This is a genomic window from Leptospira ilyithenensis, assembly GCF_004771005.1.
Taxonomy (GTDB): Bacteria; Spirochaetota; Leptospiria; order Leptospirales; family Leptospiraceae; genus Leptospira_A; species Leptospira_A ilyithenensis.
This window is the reverse complement of sequence record NZ_RQHV01000036.1, coordinates 95,308-114,655: the sequence shown is the minus strand read 5'-3', so window position 1 is coordinate 114,655 and position 19,348 is coordinate 95,308. Positions and strand designations below refer to the sequence as shown.

Here is a 19,348-nt window from a genome sequence, read left to right as displayed (position 1 = left end):
ACCTCTTGGTAAATACAATTTAAAACAGAAAAAAAGTCTGTCAAGAGAAAACAAATCTCTAACCGCCCTTAGCCATCAGGAATTTTTCCATAAACTCTGTGATATCCCTTATGTTGCGATTGATCATTTTACGAAGCTCAGGAGGAATATTTTGCGATTTGATCACACGGTAATAGTTCAAAGCATTTTTTAACATCTTTCGGCGGGCAAATTCTTGTGCCTTCATCAGCATAGGTTTGTATTTAAAATAGGAATATTCCATAATCGAATAGTTTTTCGACAAACGGAAAGCATGCGGTATTTTTCCGAAATCATAAGTAAGAGTTAAAAACGGCGCATCATCAGCTTCGGGAGGTTTTAATTCCAAAACCCCATGGATGATTTTTTCCGGCTCTTCCTCTACTTTTTCCGCCAGCTCATCCGGAGTATCCGTCGCTTCGGGAATCTCATCCAGATTTCCATCTACGATTTCGATATCAGGAGGTTCTGTATCCAGCTCAGGTTCTTCACCTTCTTCATAAGAACCGGCCTCCTCTCCTTTTTTAAATGGCCGGTCACGATAAACTTCATCAGGATCGGGAAGACCGATTTTTAATTCTTCTTTTTGAGTGGGTCCGCCCATCAATTCCACTTGGATGGGGTCGTCCGTTTCTATAATGGTTTCCGATTTTGATTTTGAAGGATCAATCGCATCCGGTAAACCGATCTTAGGTGCCGTAATTGAATGATCGTAAGGATCAACGGGAGCAGGTAGATCCACTTCCTTACGAAGTGCCTTTGTGGTTTCTTCAAACCATTCCGATTCGTCCCCGATCCACTCCTCTTCCTTAGGTGTCTCTTTCGCAAGAGGGTCAGGAAGACCTAATTTTTCAGCTGGTTCCGGTCTGGGTTGTTCCGGAGGAAAGTACGGCCTTGGGGGAAGTGTTGGAAAATAAGGGGCAAGCAAATCATTCAAAGAAGATTTGGGAAGGTTTTGCGCCTTCTTAACATCGGATTCTAATTTCTGTACGGCCTTATCTTTTAAATATTCTTCTCTTTCCTTAAACTTATCACTCTGCCTTCGGTCGAGGCCCGATCTACGGTCCTTTCTTCCCGCTTTTTCCCTTCTATCCTCATTGACTCTTCTTTCCTTTCCGGATCTACGATCCACCAAAGGAAGATCTCTAAATTGTTTCCATTCATTGGAAAAGAAAGTATCATCCGGAAGATCAAGTCCCGCCAAATCCTTAGACTTGGAATTTGCACCTAACGCAGATTCCATACCACCGGCGATACTGCCTAGATTTCCTACTTCTTCGGTAGCCTTTGATAGTGCTTCGGATAGATTCTGAAAATCCGATTGAATCTGTCCAGGATTGGGTAGATAGAAAGGACCTACTATCCCCGAAGCTGCAGGACTCGCGCCTTCCATCGGAGTGCTAGGTGGTGTGACCGCCGCATTAAAATTAGGTGGCAAAACGATAGGTCCTCCTACGGAAGGAGGGGCCATCAGTCCTTGGTTTAAAGACTTAAGTAGATTTTCATAATTCCCTTTTGTCTCTTTTTCTCCCACATGAGAGTAATCAGGAAGAGGAGGTGCATCCTTTAAAAATTGGTACACCAGCGGGTGCAAAAAATCCGCACCTACAGCTCCCGGAGGAGGAAGAGTATATCCACCTCCTCCGATGTCTGGTGTTCTTGTTTCCGGCTTGTCTGGTTTTTGGGGCGTGAATTTATCAGAATCTATTGCATTGGGATTATTATCACTAACGGGAGTTTGTGGGGGTGACGACGGAGATTGGGAAGGCTGACCTGATCCTGAAGGAGGAAGATTTTGCGCATACTGAATTGCTTTTGCAATGGATTCAGCAAATACCTCGGATACTTGTTTTAATGCGGTAACAAAATCCTGATAATCAGCATTTTTAGAATCACCTGACTTTTCTTTTTTGGAATCCTTTTTGGATTTTGATTCGTCTGGTTTGCCTGTAGGGAGACCCTTTTCCGGTTCAAATACCGGCTCACCGCCTCCGAACTCAATGTATTCTTCCAAGTCCCGGATATTCTTTTGGATCTTGCTTTTAATCTCCGGATCGGGGATTCTATCTCCGGTTCGGGTATAAATCTCAATCGCTTCTTCCACATGATCCGACTCAACCAATGCTTCCGCATTCAGAAGCGGTCTTCTATGAAAGGCGTACTTCGAGTTTTTAGAAATGATATCATCGGCAGAAAAAGAAAGTTCTGGTTTATCCTTTCTTTGTTTTAAATTTCCCGCAAGAATAGGATCGTCTTCACCAAACTCACCTAAGGGGATATCTTCCAAGGCTTGCGGCTTGGTTTCCTTTTTTTTATTCTTGTCTCTGGATCTGCCCGACTTGGAAGGAACGGTAGACGGATAACCGGCGCTATCTCCCTCGTCACCTAATTCGGGCAGGTCATTCTCTACCGGCTCAGGTAGTTTTGGTTCCCTATCCGGAGGGCCTTTCGGAGTCCGGAAAGGAACTTCCTTTCCTCTTCCTCCCCATTTCGGAGGTGGAACATCGGGCAAACCGTCTCCTTCATCGTATTCTCCGCTTTCTTCGCGTGCGCGTTTTCGCTCTCTCCTCCGCCTACTACTTCCCTCACCTTCCTTTTCTCTCTCTTTTCCCCGGGAAGGCTCTTTGATTACATTGTACAATCCGGCACCAGCGCCGGAAAGTCCAAGTAACATCATAAGAGTGGTGATCATTTTGATAATGCCTTATTAATTATTTTCGAGGTTTCGGAACCCATTATTGAGTAAAGCTTGTCTTTAGCCTCAGATAAAACAAAAAACATTCCTAACCAGTAGACGGATTCGAACGGAATACGAGCGACAAAAAGCGGTATCGTTTTGACGAAAGGCTAGGATTCCCCCTAAAACCGGCTGAATCAGCCTAGGCTTGATTTGGCACGTTTTATGCTTGACACCAGAGTTTTTCTTGCGTGTTATGGTGGCATGAAATCCGTTGCCAAAAAAAATCTAAGCTTTGCCTCGAGTCCGGACAACGCAGACGGGTTGCAGCTCAAAATCACATTCGACGAAGACACTCTCACTGCCTTCGGTGACTACACCTGCCCCGACAAATACCAGGGACATCCGGATCAAATCCACCCAGGTATTATTTCCACCATATTGGATGAAATCATGCTGAAAATCAATGAAGCAATGAATTTTGATACATCCACCGGTGAACTGACTATTCGGTTTTTACAACCTGCCAAGGTAAATGAGCCACTTCACCTTCGAGGATGGTTTGTTAAGAAAAACAAAAAAATCATCGAAAACCGTGCTGAAATTGAAAATGAGATCGGCAAAATAGTGGCCCGCGGAAAAGGTAAATATATCGAAGCAGAGGATTAAAGCTAAACCGCCGATGTGGTGGAATTGGTAGACGCAGTGGATTCAAAATCCACCGATGGCAACATCATGCCGGTTCGATTCCGGCCATCGGTACCACTCACAGAACTTAAGGGTTCGTTTCAGCACTCCTCTTTGCTTCGATAAAATAATCCTTTTCTATTTCATCGATTGCTTGTACGATCGCAAGCATCTCTTCCCGATTCAACCTTTCAAATAAATCTTTCCCGTTTTCCAAAATCGAAATTCCCAATTGAATTCCTTTTCTATCTTCTTCGGTATAGATGTTGAATTTTTTCTCCATTCGAAGAAGCACATCTTCCATAATCAGAATGATCTTATTTACAAGTATTTCATCTGCAAAGAGGGAAAGTAGCTTTCCTACGTCTTTACGAAAACTATCCGCATCTCTTTGGGAAATTCTACCTAAGATTTTTTTAAATCCTTCTTCAGTGTGCAGAAAATAATCAAGCCTTGATTCTCTCTTTGCTTCTTTTAACAATACTTCTTCGAAACTATGCGCAGTTATATACGAATGTAAGGCGGCGATCCCTGCTTTCAGAGCTTGCGGAAAATGTTTTCCAAACCGAAAAATGGAAGCGGCAAGATTTCCAAGAATACCCCAAAGTTTGGTCGGATGATGGATAAACCCAGCTAACGAATTAAATGCGGCATCGAGTTTTTTTCTGTCTTCGAATTCAGGATATAAAAACTGTATAAAAAATTTTACTAATCCATCGATCAAATCCCTATCTATATTTTTGTATTTGGGGTATTTGCTTAAAGACTCACTGGAATATCTGAATCTTAAGGAATTTTGATAAGCGAGAATCAGTTCAGGAAAGATAGGATCATCCAAAATGTTTTTCCCTTTCAAGGTGCGGCCACCTCTTCAAAATAATCTCCATATCTATTCCAATTTACTTTTTTACCCTTTGGAAAAATCGGCATATTTTTAAATTTCCGAACTTCGATACCGTTAAATAACGAGTAAATGCCTACCGCAAGGGAGATTGCAGTTTCTTTTTTGTTTTCGGTCAGATACTTTATATCTCTTTTTCGGTTGATATAGCCGATTTCGATAAATGCACAAATCGCATTTGTATAAGTTGGCAGACTATAAGTTGAAATATATGGATTCTGAATCGGGCCTACTTCAGGGTATCCCTTCTCCCCTTTCAATTGAAGCCGGAGTCCGTATTGCACAAAACGCATCAGTTCCTTTGCTGCGTAATAATTGTCCCCGCCGAATCCTTCCCGTCCGCCTTCCCTTCTCCAGGTTTCTTTTTTGCCTTTTTCTCTTTCAAAAAAAGCACCTTCAGCACGGAAACCGGAATGGGTTTTGGAATAAGGGCCTTTTCCGCCTGCGTTTGCTTTGGATTCCCATCCCTTTTCATCCGAATATTTCCAACTAACCATATTTTGGCGATATCCTTCGAATTTATCAAGTTCCGTTTTTTTCCCTGAACGATCTGACCAGTATCCGTGAAAATAAATCCAGGCATCCGCAACCGCATTTTCCAGCTTGGACCAATTGCCGGCGAACACCATCCAGTCGGACCAGGGTTTGTTCAGAAATTCTTTCGGCTTTTTTTTGCCTTCCGAAATTTCTTTCAGAAGATTAAAAGTGGAATATCCAGGGGTAAGAACGGCTGCCATTCCTCCTACTTGTCCTCTGCCTGCAGGATTCAAATGAAGGGAAAGTACAAGATGGGGTTTTTGGTCGTTGATAAATGAGATTCTTCCCTTCTTTCTAACACCTGTTTTTGGGTCAGGAAAATCATAAAGCCTGTAAGGAGCATTGGGGTCGGAAGAGGAAGGATCGGAGTCGGAATTGGTTTTTCTCGTTAAAACGGATTTGATTATAATTCTAGGAAATGTTTTCGATTTGGAAAACTGACCGAGGTAAGATGAAAACTTGACCCAACCTTCCTCCGTTTCTGTAAGCCGAAGCAAAGCTTCCACCTCTTTGGAAAGTGCGAGCACCACTTCTCTTTCGGTTACCTTGCCTGACTCCGTACCTTGTTTGTATTTTTCCAAATAACCCATAGTGATCGAATCATATTTGTCACCATGTTCGCTAGTAGGATCTTTTGCTATTCCGCCGTGTCCCGGATCAATAACTACCTGATAGGTGGGAAAAGAAAAAAGTGAGAAAGAAATGAAAAATAAAAAGATAAATCGAATCAAATCGGAGATCCGCCAAGGTTATTCCCCTTGGCTCACCTTTAAATTAGTTTTAGTTAGGTTGCGCAGAAGATCCGGAACCGTAAATCAGATTCCGATTGTCGCTTAAGTCTTTCGCGTATTTGTCCTGGATCGTTTTTTTGTCAGCTTCCGTTCCTTTCAAGTCGGTAAGAATTTTGATTCCGTAATCCTTTGCAATACGATAATGAACTATGGAATGATAGTAACGTTTGCCTTCCACCATATCGGTCGCCAAAGCCAATTGATAGTATGCTATTTTTAATTTTTGCTGGCTGCTTGTAATATCAATATATACGGTTGAAGATTGTTTTCCGGATTCTTTGGAATCATCGACCAATTGATTTTGTTCCTGCTGGCTGATTGCATCGGCACATTCATTGAGCAAGGTTTGTGTTTTGGCATCAAATGATTTTGCAAACTTGGAAAGTATATCGCTCAGGTCCCTGTCCACTTGAACGATCCCTTTGCCGGATAAGATATAAGCTCGTCTATAATAATAGCGAAGCGCAGCTTGATAATCTTTTCTGATCTTTTCCAAAGTATTTTTGGAATCTGGAACATCTTCTCCGAAATTGGCAGTGATGATTGTAAGCAGTTTTAATCCACTAACAATTCTTTCGCGGGAAGATTCGGAAATCTCCTTGGATTGTTTTTTTTCCAAATTAGAACCTTGGTCTAATTTTTCAATTTCGTCATGAGGTTCTCTCCCCTTGTCCGCTCCGCCCGATTCTTGGGCAGGTAGAGAGCTAATCATGAATAGAATGATAAATATAAGATAGAACTGTTTCATTTCCAACAAACCATAATATTCAAACCGACAATGAAAAGCATTTTTTATGGTTTTTCAATAAAGAGTAACCCGTCCCCTACCGGATAGAGAGTGAAAGGATATTTGGAATCTTTCACCTTTTCCCAAAAACTCTTGATCGCTACGTCGGATGGCTTTTGCAATTTAGAGTCTAAAATCCTTCCGTGCCAAAGCACATTGTCATAAATGATTTTTGCACCCGGTTTTGCTTTTGTGGAAAGTAATTCCCAAATTTGAGGATAAGTCACCTTATCACAGTCTATAAAAAACAAATCCACATCCGACCATAAATCTATATTTTCATACATAAAGTCCATACACCAGGAAGTAATTCGTTTAATCTCTGTTTTTCGAAGGTCATTCCATTTTTCTTTATAACCGTCCAGTAAAGATGCCTGGGAGCCGTTGCGATCGATGGTAATGATTTCAGATCCGGGGGAACCGTAAGCCATCCACAAAGTCGAATAACCGATTCCCGTTCCCAACTCCCAAACGGATTTCGGTTTGAGAAGGCTTAAGAGATGGGATAGAACTTTTCCCGTTGCCGCAGATACGATGGGAATGGAATTTTCCTTTGCATAATCCTCCATCTCATAAAAAAGAGAATGAGGTCGCAAAACATAGTTTTCTTCCATATGATCCTCCAAGTGATCTCGAAAAATACTTGGTCTTGGTTTCATACGGAAGGTTTGGTGGGAATAAAAAGATGAGTACGGTCTCTCAAACTATCCGGGATTTTTTTCCGAAACCATTCGTTCAATTCCCTATAACTGTATCTTTTGGAAGGATGGATAAGAACGATCGCTTCATTTTGAAATGAATCCGCATGGGCAACGATCTCATCCAAATGAGTGTGCCCCCATTCTCTCGCTCTTTCCACTCCTCTCTTCTCACAATAATATGTACATTCCAAAAATAGAATACTGCTTTTGCGAACTTCTTCATTTTCAAGAAGGTATTCTATTTTCGTATCTCCCGAAAAAGAAACGATAGGAGCTTGAATCTCTTCCGTAGGATCTTGCCCCGATTCACGAAGATTACGGATTTCATTTTGACCGAGCCCTACAAATTCTTTTTTCAATTTACGTTTGGATTCGAAGACCGTATAACCTTGTGAAGGTACTCTATGAAAGGAAGGAAGTGCTTTAAAAAAAAATCCCGGTTTCAAATCCACTCTTTTATGATGTGGCACTCCTTCCAAATGACATCCGTAATCAAAGTCTTCCATTTCGGAATAGAGTTTCAAAACCTTTCTCATATTTTCTTCCAATTCGACCGGAACGTAAATTTTCGGTTGGGACAAACCGCGAAGACTTCTTTGGGAAACATAATAGGGAATGCCTGCGGAGTGATCCAGATGCGCGTGTGTCAAAAGAATTTGGCTGATATGAACCTTGTCGGGATTGACAGCACCGAAATCGAACATCAGGTCAAGTGCCGGAAACGCGATGGAAGTCCTAATTCCCCCTTCGGAAACTCCGTCAAATTTCCAGCCCTTATGTTCGAAATAGGATATTGCCATTAAGGTATTCTGTCTTCAGGAGAAATGACTTGAAACTTTTCACCTAAGCCTTGTTTGAGAGATTTCGGTCCGACAACCACAGTCGCCAGTTTTTCAGGATTAAAATACAATTTGCCCACTCTTCGGATATCCAAGAGGCTGACCTTTTCTATATTCTCTCTGAAATTCACAAGATACTCTTTAGGCATATGATGTTCTTTGAATCTCAAATCATTATTCAAAACTTTTTTGGAATCATCAAACAGAAAGACAAACTGGTTTGTAATCGCTACTTTCGCACGGAGGAGCTCTTCTTCCTTGATCGTATCTATGAATTTGGAATCGATCAACTCCTTCATCAGACTCACGACTTCCGGAACCGATTCCGTTTTGGTCATGGCAAAAAAATTGATCACACCATACTCGTCCTGAAAATCCGCAGAACTTCCCGCAGAATAAGCAAGCCCGCGGTTGTTTCTGATCTCTCTCATAAAATACGAGTTAAATCCGCCGCCGCCTATGATATAATTCAATACCTGGATGGAGTAAAAATCAGGATCATTGTGTTTGGGAAGAACTCCCATCATAATCACAAAGGATTGGGAAACATCCTTATCCACTAAAATGTTTTTGTTTTTAGTGTTTGTTAAAGACTGTTTCAAACTTTCCGTTGTGATCTCTTCCGAACCGGCTTTCGGAGCGGAGGAGTATACTTCCAAGGAAGATAGATTTTTTTTCCAGGAAGATACATTTACGTCACCGGATAAAATCAAAACTCTTTTCTTTTCCGATAGAATTTCCTTTTGGAATTCCACCAAATCCTCTTTTTTGATTCCTCCTAATCCTTGTATGGTGGAAGAAGTTCCCTGTATCGTATTCGAAAATAGTAATTCCTGCGACTTTCTTCCACCCACTGCGGAAGGATTATCATTTCTTCTTTTGATCTCTTCGGAAATTCTGCCCCTCATTGTGGAAATCACTTCATCATCCAAAACGGATTCTTTCCAGAAAGATTGAAACAATTCGAAAACTCTCGCTTCATCTTTTTTCAAATAACTAAAACCGATTACCGTTTTATGATAACCGATCGATAAGGAAAAGTTGGCGCCTAAGTTTTCGAACTCTTGCAAAAGAGTATCTTTCGGATAGGATTTCGAACCGGAAAATTCCCAGCTATCTTCCAATAGTCGGATGATTTCCACAGGTCTTTTTCCCAAATCTTTTTTGCCATGATAGATATGTAACTCGGAATAGATAATTGGAAATTCCGAATTCGGAAGTGCCAAAATTTCAGTTCCATCACTTAGTTTTTCGGAAACAAAGGCTGGGATCGAAAAATAAAACGGTGCGATTTTTATATCTTTGACAAAATCTCCCATCTCTCTCGCAAAAAGAGTAGGTGCTAAAAATAGAATGACGATTATAATTTTATTTTTCATTTTTGATTTCCGTTTTTCCTAATGTCTTCCAAAATCCCGATGGTAATCCGGTTTTTGGAAAGGTAGGTCTTTACTATATATTTTATGTCTTCGGATTTAACAGCGAGGATTGCATTGTATTGACGGAATAATTGATTCCAATTCCCGTATAACAGCTCATAGTAACTGAGAGAATCAGCTATATTTGCATTGTCATCCATAGATTTTAGAAATTCTGAAACCATTTGGTTTTTGATTTTTTCCAATTCCTGTTCAGACACTCCTTCCTTTTCAATCAGATCAAGTTCCTCTCTGATCGTATCTTCCATTGTTTTTTGGGAAAACTCCGACTGAGGTTTGATAAATAGAGTAAAAAAATTGGAGTATCTTTCTCCGGGATATCCGTTCGCAGAACCTACGGAAACTGCCGACTTGTCTTTCAGTACAAGCCTTTGGTTCAAACGGGAACCGGCTCCGGTCGTGAGGAGACTAGACAAAACATCGAAAGCAGCATTGTCCTTATGGGGATAAGGAGGTTTCAACCAACCCATCATAATTTGGGGACTGGAAGGATGCAGAACGGAAAATCTTTTTTCACCTAAATATTGTTTTTCGGATACTTTGTAAGGAGACCTTTCCTTTCCTTTTTTCAGATCCGAAAAGTATTTTCTTAAAACCTTTTCCGTGGAGTCAAAGTCCTGGTCTCCTACAATGGCAATCACCATTCTATTGGGAGTATAGTTTTCCAAAAAAAACTTTTTGGTGTCGTCGATTTTCAAAAAAGGAAGCCCTGTCGCATAACCGATCACAGGTTTTCTATAAGGATGACTTTCGAATGCTACGGAAAAAAACCTCTCCCTGAGAACTCCCGCACCGCTATCTTCCGTGCGCATCCTTCTTTCTTCAATGACAACATCCCTTTCTGTGTAATATTCCCTTAAAATTGGATTTTTCAATCTGTCCGATTCCAATTTTGCCCAAATCTCCAAACGATTGGAAGGTAATTGAATCTGGTAATTGGTTACATCCTGAGAAGTATAAGCATTGAACCCTACTTCGCCGTTTTGTTCGTAAATATACGAGTCTTCGTTTTTAATGATAAAGGAATCCTGCAATTCTATCAGATTCTTCAATCTTCGACTAAGGGTAGTTATCCTGTCATTCAGATCTTTGGGAACTTCTTCTCCCCTTTCCAAATAATCCCGCTTCAAAAGACCGAGATTGTCCAGTTTGGTTCCCCAAACTTCTATCTGAATTTGATATTTTTCTTCTTCGGAAAAATTGCTGGTTCCCACATTCTTCGTTCCCTTGAACAACATATGTTCCAGGAGATGGGCGATCCCCGCTTGTTCCGGAGTTTCATCCACTGCACCCACTTTGAATTTGATATAAAGAGCCAAAGTGGGGGAAGTCCCTCTTTTCATGAGGATGGCCGTAAGACCGTTTTCCAATTTGATCTTTCTGATTTTTTCAAGGAATTGCTTTTCAGAACTGGGAAAGAAGTTTTCCTGGGCACTGGTCCCAGTTGCGATAAGAAAAAGGCAAAGGAAAAAGGATCGTATTTTCAACATCTACTGCTATCTTTGAGACTATAAAATGAATCGTAAACTTCTAATTTTATCCTTTTTCCTCTCTTGTTCCGGCTTCCAACCTGCGGACAAACTTCTTGTGGAAAAGGCATTACAAAACGAGACTGATATAGGTTTTATTTCAAGGGAATTTTTTCAAATGAAAGTTGAGATTCCCTATTCTTCGTTGGAAGCACCCAGAAAAACAAAAAGAGAAGAATGCAAAACGAAAGCGTTCTTAAAACGGGAAGAGCTTTCCATGCCTTACCTTTTGCAAGCACATAGGGACAAATATAGATTTGGCGAAGGTATAGAAAGTTTTTCCAGCACCCGCATCGGCCAAATGAGAACGATCAAAGAGCAAAGAGATGCCCAGGCAAGTGCAAGCCCGATTCCGGGACTCGCCGTTGGAAATACAAATACCGCTCTTACTAACCAAACACAGAATCAAAACCAAGCCTCTACTGTTCCCCTTCTGTCGGCACCCCTTCCTCAGGGAACAAAACCGTATACTCAGAACTTTGCATGGTTCTTCGACTCTCTTCATCTTTATAAAGAAGATTATTCGGATAGATCAAAATGTGCTTTCCTATTTAGAAACATCCAAGAAAAACTATATGCAAAGGTTGAGGAGACCCCAGTTCCTTTGGGTGCATACCAAAATCTTGGAGAGAGAGATTTAGAATGAAACAAACCCGAACACTTTCACTTACGTTGGCATCTATAGTTGTTGTTTTCCTTTCAGCTAATGCTTGCAAAACGCCGCAAAAAGAAGTCAAAACCAATCAAGAGACAATTACCAAGGAAGAAGCAGTTGAATCTCCTGAAGTGATCGAATTTACAAAAGCAAAAGAAGGATTCTTAAACGAGAATTTATTCCAAGTTGCCATTTCCAGTGTACTTTCCGATTCGGAAGCACGCAAATCGGAAGCAAATACAATCGCCGAACACAAAGCACTCAATTTACTAAAGACATACTCTCCCCCCAATCTTTCGGAAAAAGGGAGAAAAGAATTACGTGAAATTTCAAAAGAAGGGAAATTGGTGGATAAAAACATTTCCCTCGGCGGTAGGTATTTTTTTCTATATCAAATCCAGAAAAAAGATCTGAAACGACTGGTTACAACCCAGCTCGAATAACGACCGCTATCTAAAGAATCTGTATCTTTTGCGAAATCTTTCCGGGGATGCAGATATTCTTTTTGAAATTGCAGTAAAATAGTTTTCCGTTTACTTCCAGATCACCCTTTCCCGAAACTTCGAACGGCAGTCCTTTCACATATTCGAAGTATTCTGCTTTCTTAGGGTGAATGGGACCGTTTAACTTCAAATCCGCTTTTGTAACAGTCAGTCCGTTTGTGCCTGACAAAAATAGACGGTGCGGCGCTTCTATCTGAAACCCATAATCGGGAGGAAGATCCAATCTCAGTTCGAATTTATTATCTTTCAATTTTGCAGCGGTGATTGTAATCGGATGCAGAGGAACGAGGCTTCCCTGTTTTGCAGTCTGACTATTTGCATTTCCACATTGCAAAAAAGGAAACGAAAAAATAAAAACGATTAAAATTATTCTGATCATTCTGCCTATTAGACTAAAAAATAAAATCAATCGTCAATTCTTTCTCTAAGATCGAAATCGCCGGCGTCAGTTGGCCTTTCTTAAAACTACACAACGATTGGAATTGGTACCTTTTTCATTATTGGACACATTCCAACAATTGGACAGCTTCGTAAAAGTTTGGGTATGGATATATGTTTTGGTCCAAACAAGCCCGGTTCCCTTCGCCATATCCACGACATCCTCATCCAAATTGAGAATTTCTTTTCCCTTCTTTACCTCGCCCACTTCCATCACCATATACGCGCCTTTTTTTAGAACACGAGACGATTCCTTCAAAGTCGACTGAATGAACCTGTTCCAATCCGTGATATTACTGAAAATACTCAACTTACGTTCCGAGTTTTTAGGAATATCCAAAAACCAATGTCTTAACCAATTATCCGCTTCATAATCCACCTTATCCAAAAAAGGAGGAGAAGTCACGATCAGATCCACGGATTCGGAAGTAATCGACGGAACGTTATTCGCAGAAGACAAAGTGTATAGATTTTGTTTGGAGAATTCATGATAGAAAGGAGGAATCGGAGTAGCTAGATCCCTTCTCATCTTTTGAATGATTCTGGATTTGATATCGCGATACTCCGGAGTCTGTTGCCTTTTTATATTATTTCTTCTCTGAGCTTCCGGCGGAATGGAAAGTTGGGGGAAAGTATAAACGGAGAAAAATCCCGTGCTATGACCATGTAACCTGGACAATGCGATGAGTCCCAAAAATTGCATTTCAGGAGAAATATCATCTTTCATGTAATTTTTCAAGTTTTTGATTTCAACCAAAGTTTCCGGATGAAAAAAAGGAAGTAACCTTTCATCACCCTCTTCTTCCGGAATGTGTTTTTTCAAATCCAATGATTCCAGTTTTTTCACCAAAACATCGAAACCCGGAACAGTTTGTCTCGCACTTGCCAAAAAAATAGATAAAGGATGGATATCGTTATGAATTGCAAAATGCCCTTCTATGTTCGCTTGAACGGCAGTAGTGCCACGACCGCCAAAAGGGTCATAGACGACCTTTTTCTTTTTATGCAAAAATTCCTTCATAAAGAAAGAAGGTAACTCAGGTTTAAAGGAAGCTCTATAACTAACCGTATGATGGATAGGATGTCCTTGTCTTTGTTTTGCGGTCCAAAACTCTCCGAATAAAAACTTATCCGACTCTTTTTTTAATCTCTCTGCTCCTGCCATCCGTTGCAAAAGCCTCCTATCTTTATAACAAGATCGGAAAGAAACTAAAAGAGCGGGGATGTTTTTTAATTTATGTTACGTGACATATTCGGACGGAATGTTCGCAATTAAGCGACATAAGTCGAATGAAAGAGGACAATGAAAATTATTTGTTTCACCCGTAGTCGGGTCGACGAAAGACAATGAATATGCATGAAGACATTGGCGGTTATGCCCCAATTCCTCATTCAAAAGATCGGATTCTCCCATTTGGATAAAATCAAGAAACGCGGTTTCCCTTTTTCCGTAAAGTTTGTCCCCCACTACGGGAAAACCTTCGCCAAGTAATGTAGCACGTATTTGGTGAATCCTTCCGGTATGAGGTTTAACAAGCAACACGGAGATATTCTTTTTCGGATCATAGGATAACAGGGAAAATTCGGTAAAAGTGAGTTTATCTTCTCCCAAACTTTCCTTTCGGAGAGATTGTTTTTTGCGAATGCTCGAATTCGGATCTTTCCCCATGTACCCTTCCGATACAAGAGTCTCCGGAAACCGTCCGTAAACAAACGTTAGATATTCTTTCCGGATCAGCCTTTCTTCGAATAATTTTTGCAAAACAAGCCGAAACTCTGCCGTTTTTGCAAACAAAATAATGCCTGAGGTTTCCCGATCCAATCTATGCACGGGATAAAACTTTGTTTTTCTGTCATGTTCCAAAAGGTTCAAAAGAGTATTGGTTCTGTATCTACCCGCAGGATGAACCGGAATATTCGGAGGTTTGTTTACCACGAGAAAGTTTTCCTTTTCCGCTAAAACATGATAATCCCTGTTAATCGCAGGTTCCCGTATGGAATCGGGTTTGGGGGAATAGGAAATTTCATCTCCTGTTTTCAAAATCAAATCGGGAGACGATGAATTTCCATTGATTAGAACATTCTGATTTTCTACTAAAGAAATCCAATCTTCTTCGTTATGATAGGGAAACCGTGCTTTTAAATATTCAATTAACGGATAGGAATGAAAATTGGATGGTACAAAACTTTTGTAATTTTTAAGAGGATCTGAAGACACTATTCAGGTAACGGTTCACCGGCAAAAGGATCTTCAGAATTTCCAAACTCGCCCACATTTTCCTCAGGATTGTTTGTTTCTTCCGAATCATGACCTTCTGAAAATCCCGTCTCTGCCCCTTCTTCGGATGCATCGGGTCCCGGTTCCAGCTCAGTGGGTTTCCCAATGCTAAGGAATGCATCAAGTGCTTCCATATCTTTGGGGTTTAAATTATAAAACTGACAACCCACTCTAAAATTGGTTTCTTGGTTACGAATGTTTTTAATAATACCTCTAAATGTGGCTCTGGACTCCTGATTGAAAACAATATCAAAAAGGATTGTTCCGTTCATAGTCATACTTCTGCTAAATGATCTGGACGGAGAATGGAGAAAACTAATACCACCGGAACTTAGATCCATAACCTGACAGACTTCTCTCGACTCTTGGAAAACTCCGGTGCTGATCACATCCCGAGCTACAGCACTTGCAAAAATCTCAACTTGCTGAAAAGCTTCCATCGTCAAAATGTTTTCACTCAAAACCTGCACATAACCGAGATGAACATAACCTTTGTATCTGATAGGAATACAAATTTCAGAGATGTATTTATCATCGATCTTGGAGGACTCAAAAATTCTTAGATATTCATCGAAAGGAAAAAACTGAGGACTAGCCGAACTTTTATCCTTTCTGTCCATAATAAATATGGACTTTTCGTAATGGTGCATCAGGCGAAGTCTGTTGTCCATTCTTCCTGCAAAGTAAATAGAAGATTGCGGATATGCTTTCATCAATTTCGTTCGATAGGTAAGTAGTACCGCATCGACTTTTTTATCATCAAAGCCGATTGCTTTGGAAACATCGATCACATTTATGATGTTAATTGCCTTTAAGGTGGCATTACTTCCGCTTGCAGGAGCAACTTCGACCCTTGTAGTTTCCCTTGTGGCAGCAACAATGGATATTTTCTTAGGTGTAAGTATCTCGATTCCGTGACCGTCTCCACCAGCTAACAAAAATTGTGCGACAAATTTGCTTCCGTTGTGAACTACGGATAAATTCCGATCCTTGTTTGGAAAAATAAGAGGAGTGTTTATAATGAGTGCTTTGTTTTTTAAGGCAATGATCTTGACCGGAATATCTTTCCCTTCGTATTGAATGGATACGGGTAGTTTGCCGAAAAGTGCGGTAATTACTTTTAAAACACCGTCAATGTCGGTTATTTCTTTATCCATAGATCAACCATTCATCTTGTGAAGTAACATTGATTTTGTAATTTTCGAAAGATCGGATGCACCGCTAACGCTCATGCTTTGCGTTAATTCTTCCGAATATTTGTTGAGTAAAAAACGAATTCCCGCCTCATCACCGCCCACAAGCGAAATCGCAACCGGTCTTCCTACAAGTATTGAATCTGCACCAAGTGCTAACATTTTAAACACATCCATTCCACTTCGAATGCCACCGTCCGCAAGAATGGGAATTTTTCCTTTCGCATATTCTGCTATCTTAGGAAGTACTCTTGCTGTCCCTGGCATACCATCTAAAACTCTACCGCCATGATTGGATACTACGATTGCTGAAAATTTTCCATCTATTGCTAATTTAGCATCTTCTAAACTCATAATGCCTTTCAATACAAAAGGTATCTTGATCTTTTCTCTGATTTTAGAGAGAGATTCCATTGACCTGGAAATACTCGAAAGATTTTTAGAAGTCATCGTTCTGAAATTAACTGCATCAATATCCATACCTACTGCAAATACACCTGCAGCTTCCGCCTCAAGCAATCTTTCCATCAGTAAACCTTCATCCGCTCTCGGCTTACAAATCAATATTCCTTTACCATTGGATTTTGTTATGGCATCTATCATGATTTTATATTTTTCGGGACTGGCACCATCTCCAAGCCAAGCAATGGAACCGTTTTGCGCAAATGATTTTGTGACAGCCTGTGCATAGTCCGCATCTGTCATAACAAAATTCATATTAGTTCCAACCCCTGTCATAGGTGCGGACATAATAGGCATCTTTAGTGGAAGTCCTAGGAAATCAGTAGAGATGGAAGGAATCACATGATCGCGAATGTATCTGGGAACAATGTGGAATTCTTGTAATGCGGTATAATTGTCCTGGAATGTTTCCATTCGTCCTACACCGCCCATTCCCGGAATGCCTGAAGCACAATTTACCCCATCGCATACTTTACAAACCCAACAAATGTCTTTTCCGAATCTTTGTCTCGCTGAGTCGTTGATTTCCTTTTCACTGATGGAAAACAATTCATCCACTTCAAATACGATTGTCTTTTTCACTTTTTCAAAAATGAGTTCGGCATCCAAAAGAGAGTCCGCAGTAATGATCACATGTCCCGATTTATCAATGTTATTCGTTGGTTCTTTGATTACGTCTCCGGATTTTGATTGTAAAAAAACTTCATTGACTCCGTCGATTTTTTTAACCTCTTCCAAACCTGTGATTTGGATGAGTTTGCCCGGTTTGGATAATAAGGATCTTTCGATGGAAACGCGGGTTAGAACCGGTTCCAAATTATCCGGGGTTTCACCAAGTGCTATGAGTAACGCCGCGCGGTTCAAATTAACACCGGTTGACAATGGATAGGTGAAAGCGGACATAAACCCGCCGGAAAGCCGCGCTGCAATCTCTCCGATCATTACACCTTGTTTTGTGACTTTGATATCTCCCTTGCCCGCTCCCAGATGAATTCCCAAAGCGCGCATTCCTCCGGACATTACCTTTTCCACTTCCAAGATTGTTTCTTTGGACAATGCGGAAGGCATATTATGCCCTACTTCGATAAAAAAAGGTTCTCTTTCTATGATACGATCGGCAATACCTGTCATCCGGATCTGACCTTGGAAGGCAAGAGCATCTACGGATAGTTCGGGACCTTCCATATACTCTTCCAAAATCAACTCCCCCGTCGGGCAGAATTTTTTAGCATGTCGGAATGCGTGAGGAATTTCGTCCTTATGATTTACCTTAATCACTCCGCGCGCACCCATATTGTCGGCAGGTTTCATTACCAAAGGGAAAGTCAAGGAGTCGAGCGCGTCCTTTGCATCCTGCAAAGACCAAACAGGCGCAAAACGGGGAATGGGGAGACCGTGTTCTTTCAAACGTTGTCTCATCTTTACTTTGTTTGTTGCAGCTTCCGCATCTACAAACCGGATACCAGGAAGTCCCAATGCGGAAGCAACCGCTGCAACAGTCATACTTGCATCAGTCCCCGCGGTGATCACTCCGTGGATTTGTTTGGTAAGGCTGTATCTTTTTGCCTCACGAACCATCCCTTCCAAATCTTTCGTAGACATGATGATTTTTTCATCGGCGATTTGAAATCCGATCGATTGGGGATTCATATCCGCAACGATCGTTTTCAATTTCATAGTCTTTGCCGTTTGAATGATGGGAACTTGTAATAGTCCTCCACCAATGATTAGAATGGATTTATCCGTAACTGATTTCAAATGACAAAATTCCTAGTTATGTTTGCCCCGAACCAGATATGACAAGTTGCTTTCTTTGGAGTTGAATGCTTCCTTTTCGGATGATCCCGCCGCCCAAAAGATAATTGTCATCTAACGGATAAAAAGTGGCAGACTGCCCCGGTGTTACGCTTTTTACTTTTTCTATAAATTCGACTTTCCAAGAGTCACCAAAGCTCGTCACTTTACAGTGAACAGGTGTATGGCGGTATCTGATTTGAACTCTCATCTCGGCTGTTTCTCCAGGCTCCATGGGAAAAATCCCTTGGTAAGTGATGTCTTCCAGTATGAAAGACTCGCAAAATGTCTCTTCATCTTCTCCGACTACTACGGTTCCATCGTCTTCGATGGAGATCACATAGAGGGGATTTTTCCAAGACACACCCAAACCTTTTCTTTGGCCGATTGTAAAATTTTCTTTGCCTGTGTGTTTGCCTATGATCTCACCGGACACCAAACGGAAAAAACCGGGAGTAAAATCAACACCTTGCTTTTTTAAAAAACTTCTATAATCGTTTTCAGGAATAAAACAAATCTCTTGGGATTCCGGTTTTTCCGCAACGGGAAGTCCCATACGTTTTGCAATTTCGCGGACTTCCGATTTATCCATTTCCCCTAAAGGAAATATAGTAGAGCTGATATTTTCTTGTGATAAACCGTACAAATAGTACGCTTGGTTTTTTTTCATGTCAACCGCATTGCGGATGGCATAACGCCCATTAATCTCCACTGTCCGTGCATAATGTCCGGTAGCGATTTTGGAAATCCCGAGTGCCTTCGCTTTTTCAAACAAAGCGCCGAACTTTACGAATGTATTGCACTCGACGCATGGGTTGGGAGTGCGGCCGTCCTTATAATCATCTATAAATCTCTGGATCACTCTTTCCCCGAAAACCTTTTCCATTTTGATCACGTAAAAAGGAATATTGAGAGAAAGTCCCACATCTCTCGCGTCCCGGATGTCTTCGGGAGAACAGCAGGATTTTTTTGTAACATCACAGGCAGGAGCTTCGTATTCCCAGGTGCGTAAATTAACACCAATTACATCATAACCTTGTTCGATGAGCAGACCAGCGGCAACTGCACTGTCAACCCCCCCACTCATTGCAACTATGATCTTTTCTTTTGTGTTCACTT

At 41.0% G+C, this 19,348-nt stretch carries 17 protein-coding genes and 1 tRNA gene; 4 read left to right on the top strand and 14 right to left on the bottom strand.

All coding sequences use genetic code 11. The features are described 5' to 3' along the window. Positions 1-58 precede the first annotated feature (58 nt). Positions 59-2,710: a hypothetical protein gene (locus EHS11_RS05345; protein ID WP_135763376.1), complete on the bottom strand. Its 2,652-nt coding sequence runs from the start codon at positions 2,708-2,710 to the stop codon at positions 59-61. A 249-nt stretch (positions 2,711-2,959) separates the two neighbouring features. On the opposite strand from EHS11_RS05345, the gene EHS11_RS05340 reads away from it, so the two are divergent. Both EHS11_RS05340 and EHS11_RS05335 read left to right on the top strand, forming a co-directional pair. Next, entirely contained in the window at positions 2,960-3,364 is a 405-nt protein-coding gene (locus EHS11_RS05340) for a PaaI family thioesterase (protein ID WP_135763459.1), read from the top strand. 9 nt (positions 3,365-3,373) lie between these two features. After that, positions 3,374-3,460 (top strand) — tRNA-Leu (locus tag EHS11_RS05335). Positions 3,461-3,470: 10 nt separating this feature from the next. Here EHS11_RS05335 and EHS11_RS05330 read toward each other — a convergent pair. Genes EHS11_RS05330 through EHS11_RS05300 form a run of 7 tightly spaced genes read right to left on the bottom strand, consistent with a single transcriptional unit; the run spans position 3,471 to position 10,867 of the window. Continuing rightward, positions 3,471-4,238 carry a hypothetical protein gene (locus tag EHS11_RS05330; RefSeq protein ID WP_135763375.1) on the bottom strand — a complete coding sequence of 256 codons (768 nt, stop codon included), beginning with the start codon at positions 4,236-4,238 and terminating at the stop codon, positions 3,471-3,473. After that, complete coding sequence (locus tag EHS11_RS05325) at positions 4,235-5,551, bottom strand: N-acetylmuramoyl-L-alanine amidase (RefSeq protein WP_210413636.1); 1,317 nt, start codon at positions 5,549-5,551, stop codon at positions 4,235-4,237. The genes EHS11_RS05330 and EHS11_RS05325 overlap by 4 nt, the downstream gene beginning before the upstream one ends. Positions 5,552-5,600: 49 nt before the next feature. Continuing rightward, on the bottom strand, positions 5,601-6,359 hold the full coding sequence (locus EHS11_RS05320) for a hypothetical protein (protein ID WP_135763373.1): 759 nt from the start codon (positions 6,357-6,359) through the stop codon (positions 5,601-5,603). Between the two features lie 44 nt (positions 6,360-6,403). After that, a complete protein-coding gene (locus EHS11_RS05315; RefSeq protein WP_246047612.1) occupies positions 6,404-7,012 on the bottom strand; it encodes an O-methyltransferase in 609 nt (202 codons plus the stop codon). A 41-nt stretch (positions 7,013-7,053) separates the two neighbouring features. Next, a complete protein-coding gene (locus EHS11_RS05310; RefSeq protein WP_135763371.1) occupies positions 7,054-7,899 on the bottom strand; it encodes an MBL fold metallo-hydrolase in 846 nt (281 codons plus the stop codon). Further along, on the bottom strand, positions 7,899-9,317 hold the full coding sequence (locus EHS11_RS05305; protein WP_135763370.1) for a M16 family metallopeptidase: 1,419 nt from the start codon (positions 9,315-9,317) through the stop codon (positions 7,899-7,901). The genes EHS11_RS05310 and EHS11_RS05305 overlap by 1 nt, the downstream gene beginning before the upstream one ends. After that, a complete protein-coding gene (locus EHS11_RS05300; RefSeq protein WP_135763369.1) occupies positions 9,314-10,867 on the bottom strand; it encodes a M16 family metallopeptidase in 1,554 nt (517 codons plus the stop codon). The genes EHS11_RS05305 and EHS11_RS05300 overlap by 4 nt, the downstream gene beginning before the upstream one ends. Positions 10,868-10,892: 25 nt before the next feature. Here EHS11_RS05300 and EHS11_RS05295 point away from each other — a divergent pair, with 25 nt between their 5' ends. Together EHS11_RS05295 and EHS11_RS05290 are read left to right on the top strand one after the other, a co-directional pair. Then, entirely contained in the window at positions 10,893-11,552 is a 660-nt protein-coding gene (locus tag EHS11_RS05295; RefSeq protein WP_135763368.1) for a hypothetical protein, read from the top strand. Next, positions 11,549-12,004, top strand: a complete 456-nt coding sequence (locus tag EHS11_RS05290; RefSeq protein ID WP_135763367.1) for a lipoprotein — start codon at positions 11,549-11,551, stop codon at positions 12,002-12,004. Before EHS11_RS05295 ends, EHS11_RS05290 begins: the two co-directional genes overlap by 4 nt. A 10-nt stretch (positions 12,005-12,014) precedes the next feature. Here the strand turns inward: EHS11_RS05290 and EHS11_RS05285 are convergent, their stop codons facing one another. From EHS11_RS05285 to mnmA, 6 genes are all read right to left on the bottom strand, one after another. Further along, positions 12,015-12,443, bottom strand: a complete 429-nt coding sequence (locus EHS11_RS05285) for a hypothetical protein (RefSeq protein WP_210413635.1) — start codon at positions 12,441-12,443, stop codon at positions 12,015-12,017. 66 nt (positions 12,444-12,509) lie between these two features. Next, complete coding sequence (locus tag EHS11_RS05280; RefSeq protein ID WP_135763366.1) at positions 12,510-13,667, bottom strand: DNA methyltransferase; 1,158 nt, start codon at positions 13,665-13,667, stop codon at positions 12,510-12,512. Between the two features lie 75 nt (positions 13,668-13,742). Then, entirely contained in the window at positions 13,743-14,720 is a 978-nt protein-coding gene (locus EHS11_RS05275; protein ID WP_167884357.1) for an RluA family pseudouridine synthase, read from the bottom strand. Further along, on the bottom strand, positions 14,720-15,937 hold the full coding sequence (locus tag EHS11_RS05270; protein ID WP_135763364.1) for a PilZ domain-containing protein: 1,218 nt from the start codon (positions 15,935-15,937) through the stop codon (positions 14,720-14,722). The genes EHS11_RS05275 and EHS11_RS05270 overlap by 1 nt, the downstream gene beginning before the upstream one ends. A 3-nt stretch (positions 15,938-15,940) precedes the next feature. Further along, positions 15,941-18,193, bottom strand: coding sequence for an alpha-hydroxy-acid oxidizing protein (locus EHS11_RS05265; RefSeq protein ID WP_135763363.1), 2,253 nt, complete (start codon positions 18,191-18,193; stop codon positions 15,941-15,943). A gap of 16 nt (positions 18,194-18,209) precedes the next feature. Next, positions 18,210-19,346 (bottom strand): tRNA 2-thiouridine(34) synthase MnmA, encoded by a 1,137-nt coding sequence (mnmA, locus tag EHS11_RS05260; protein WP_135763362.1) that lies wholly within the window; start codon positions 19,344-19,346, stop codon positions 18,210-18,212. Positions 19,347-19,348: the final 2 nt, after the last annotated feature.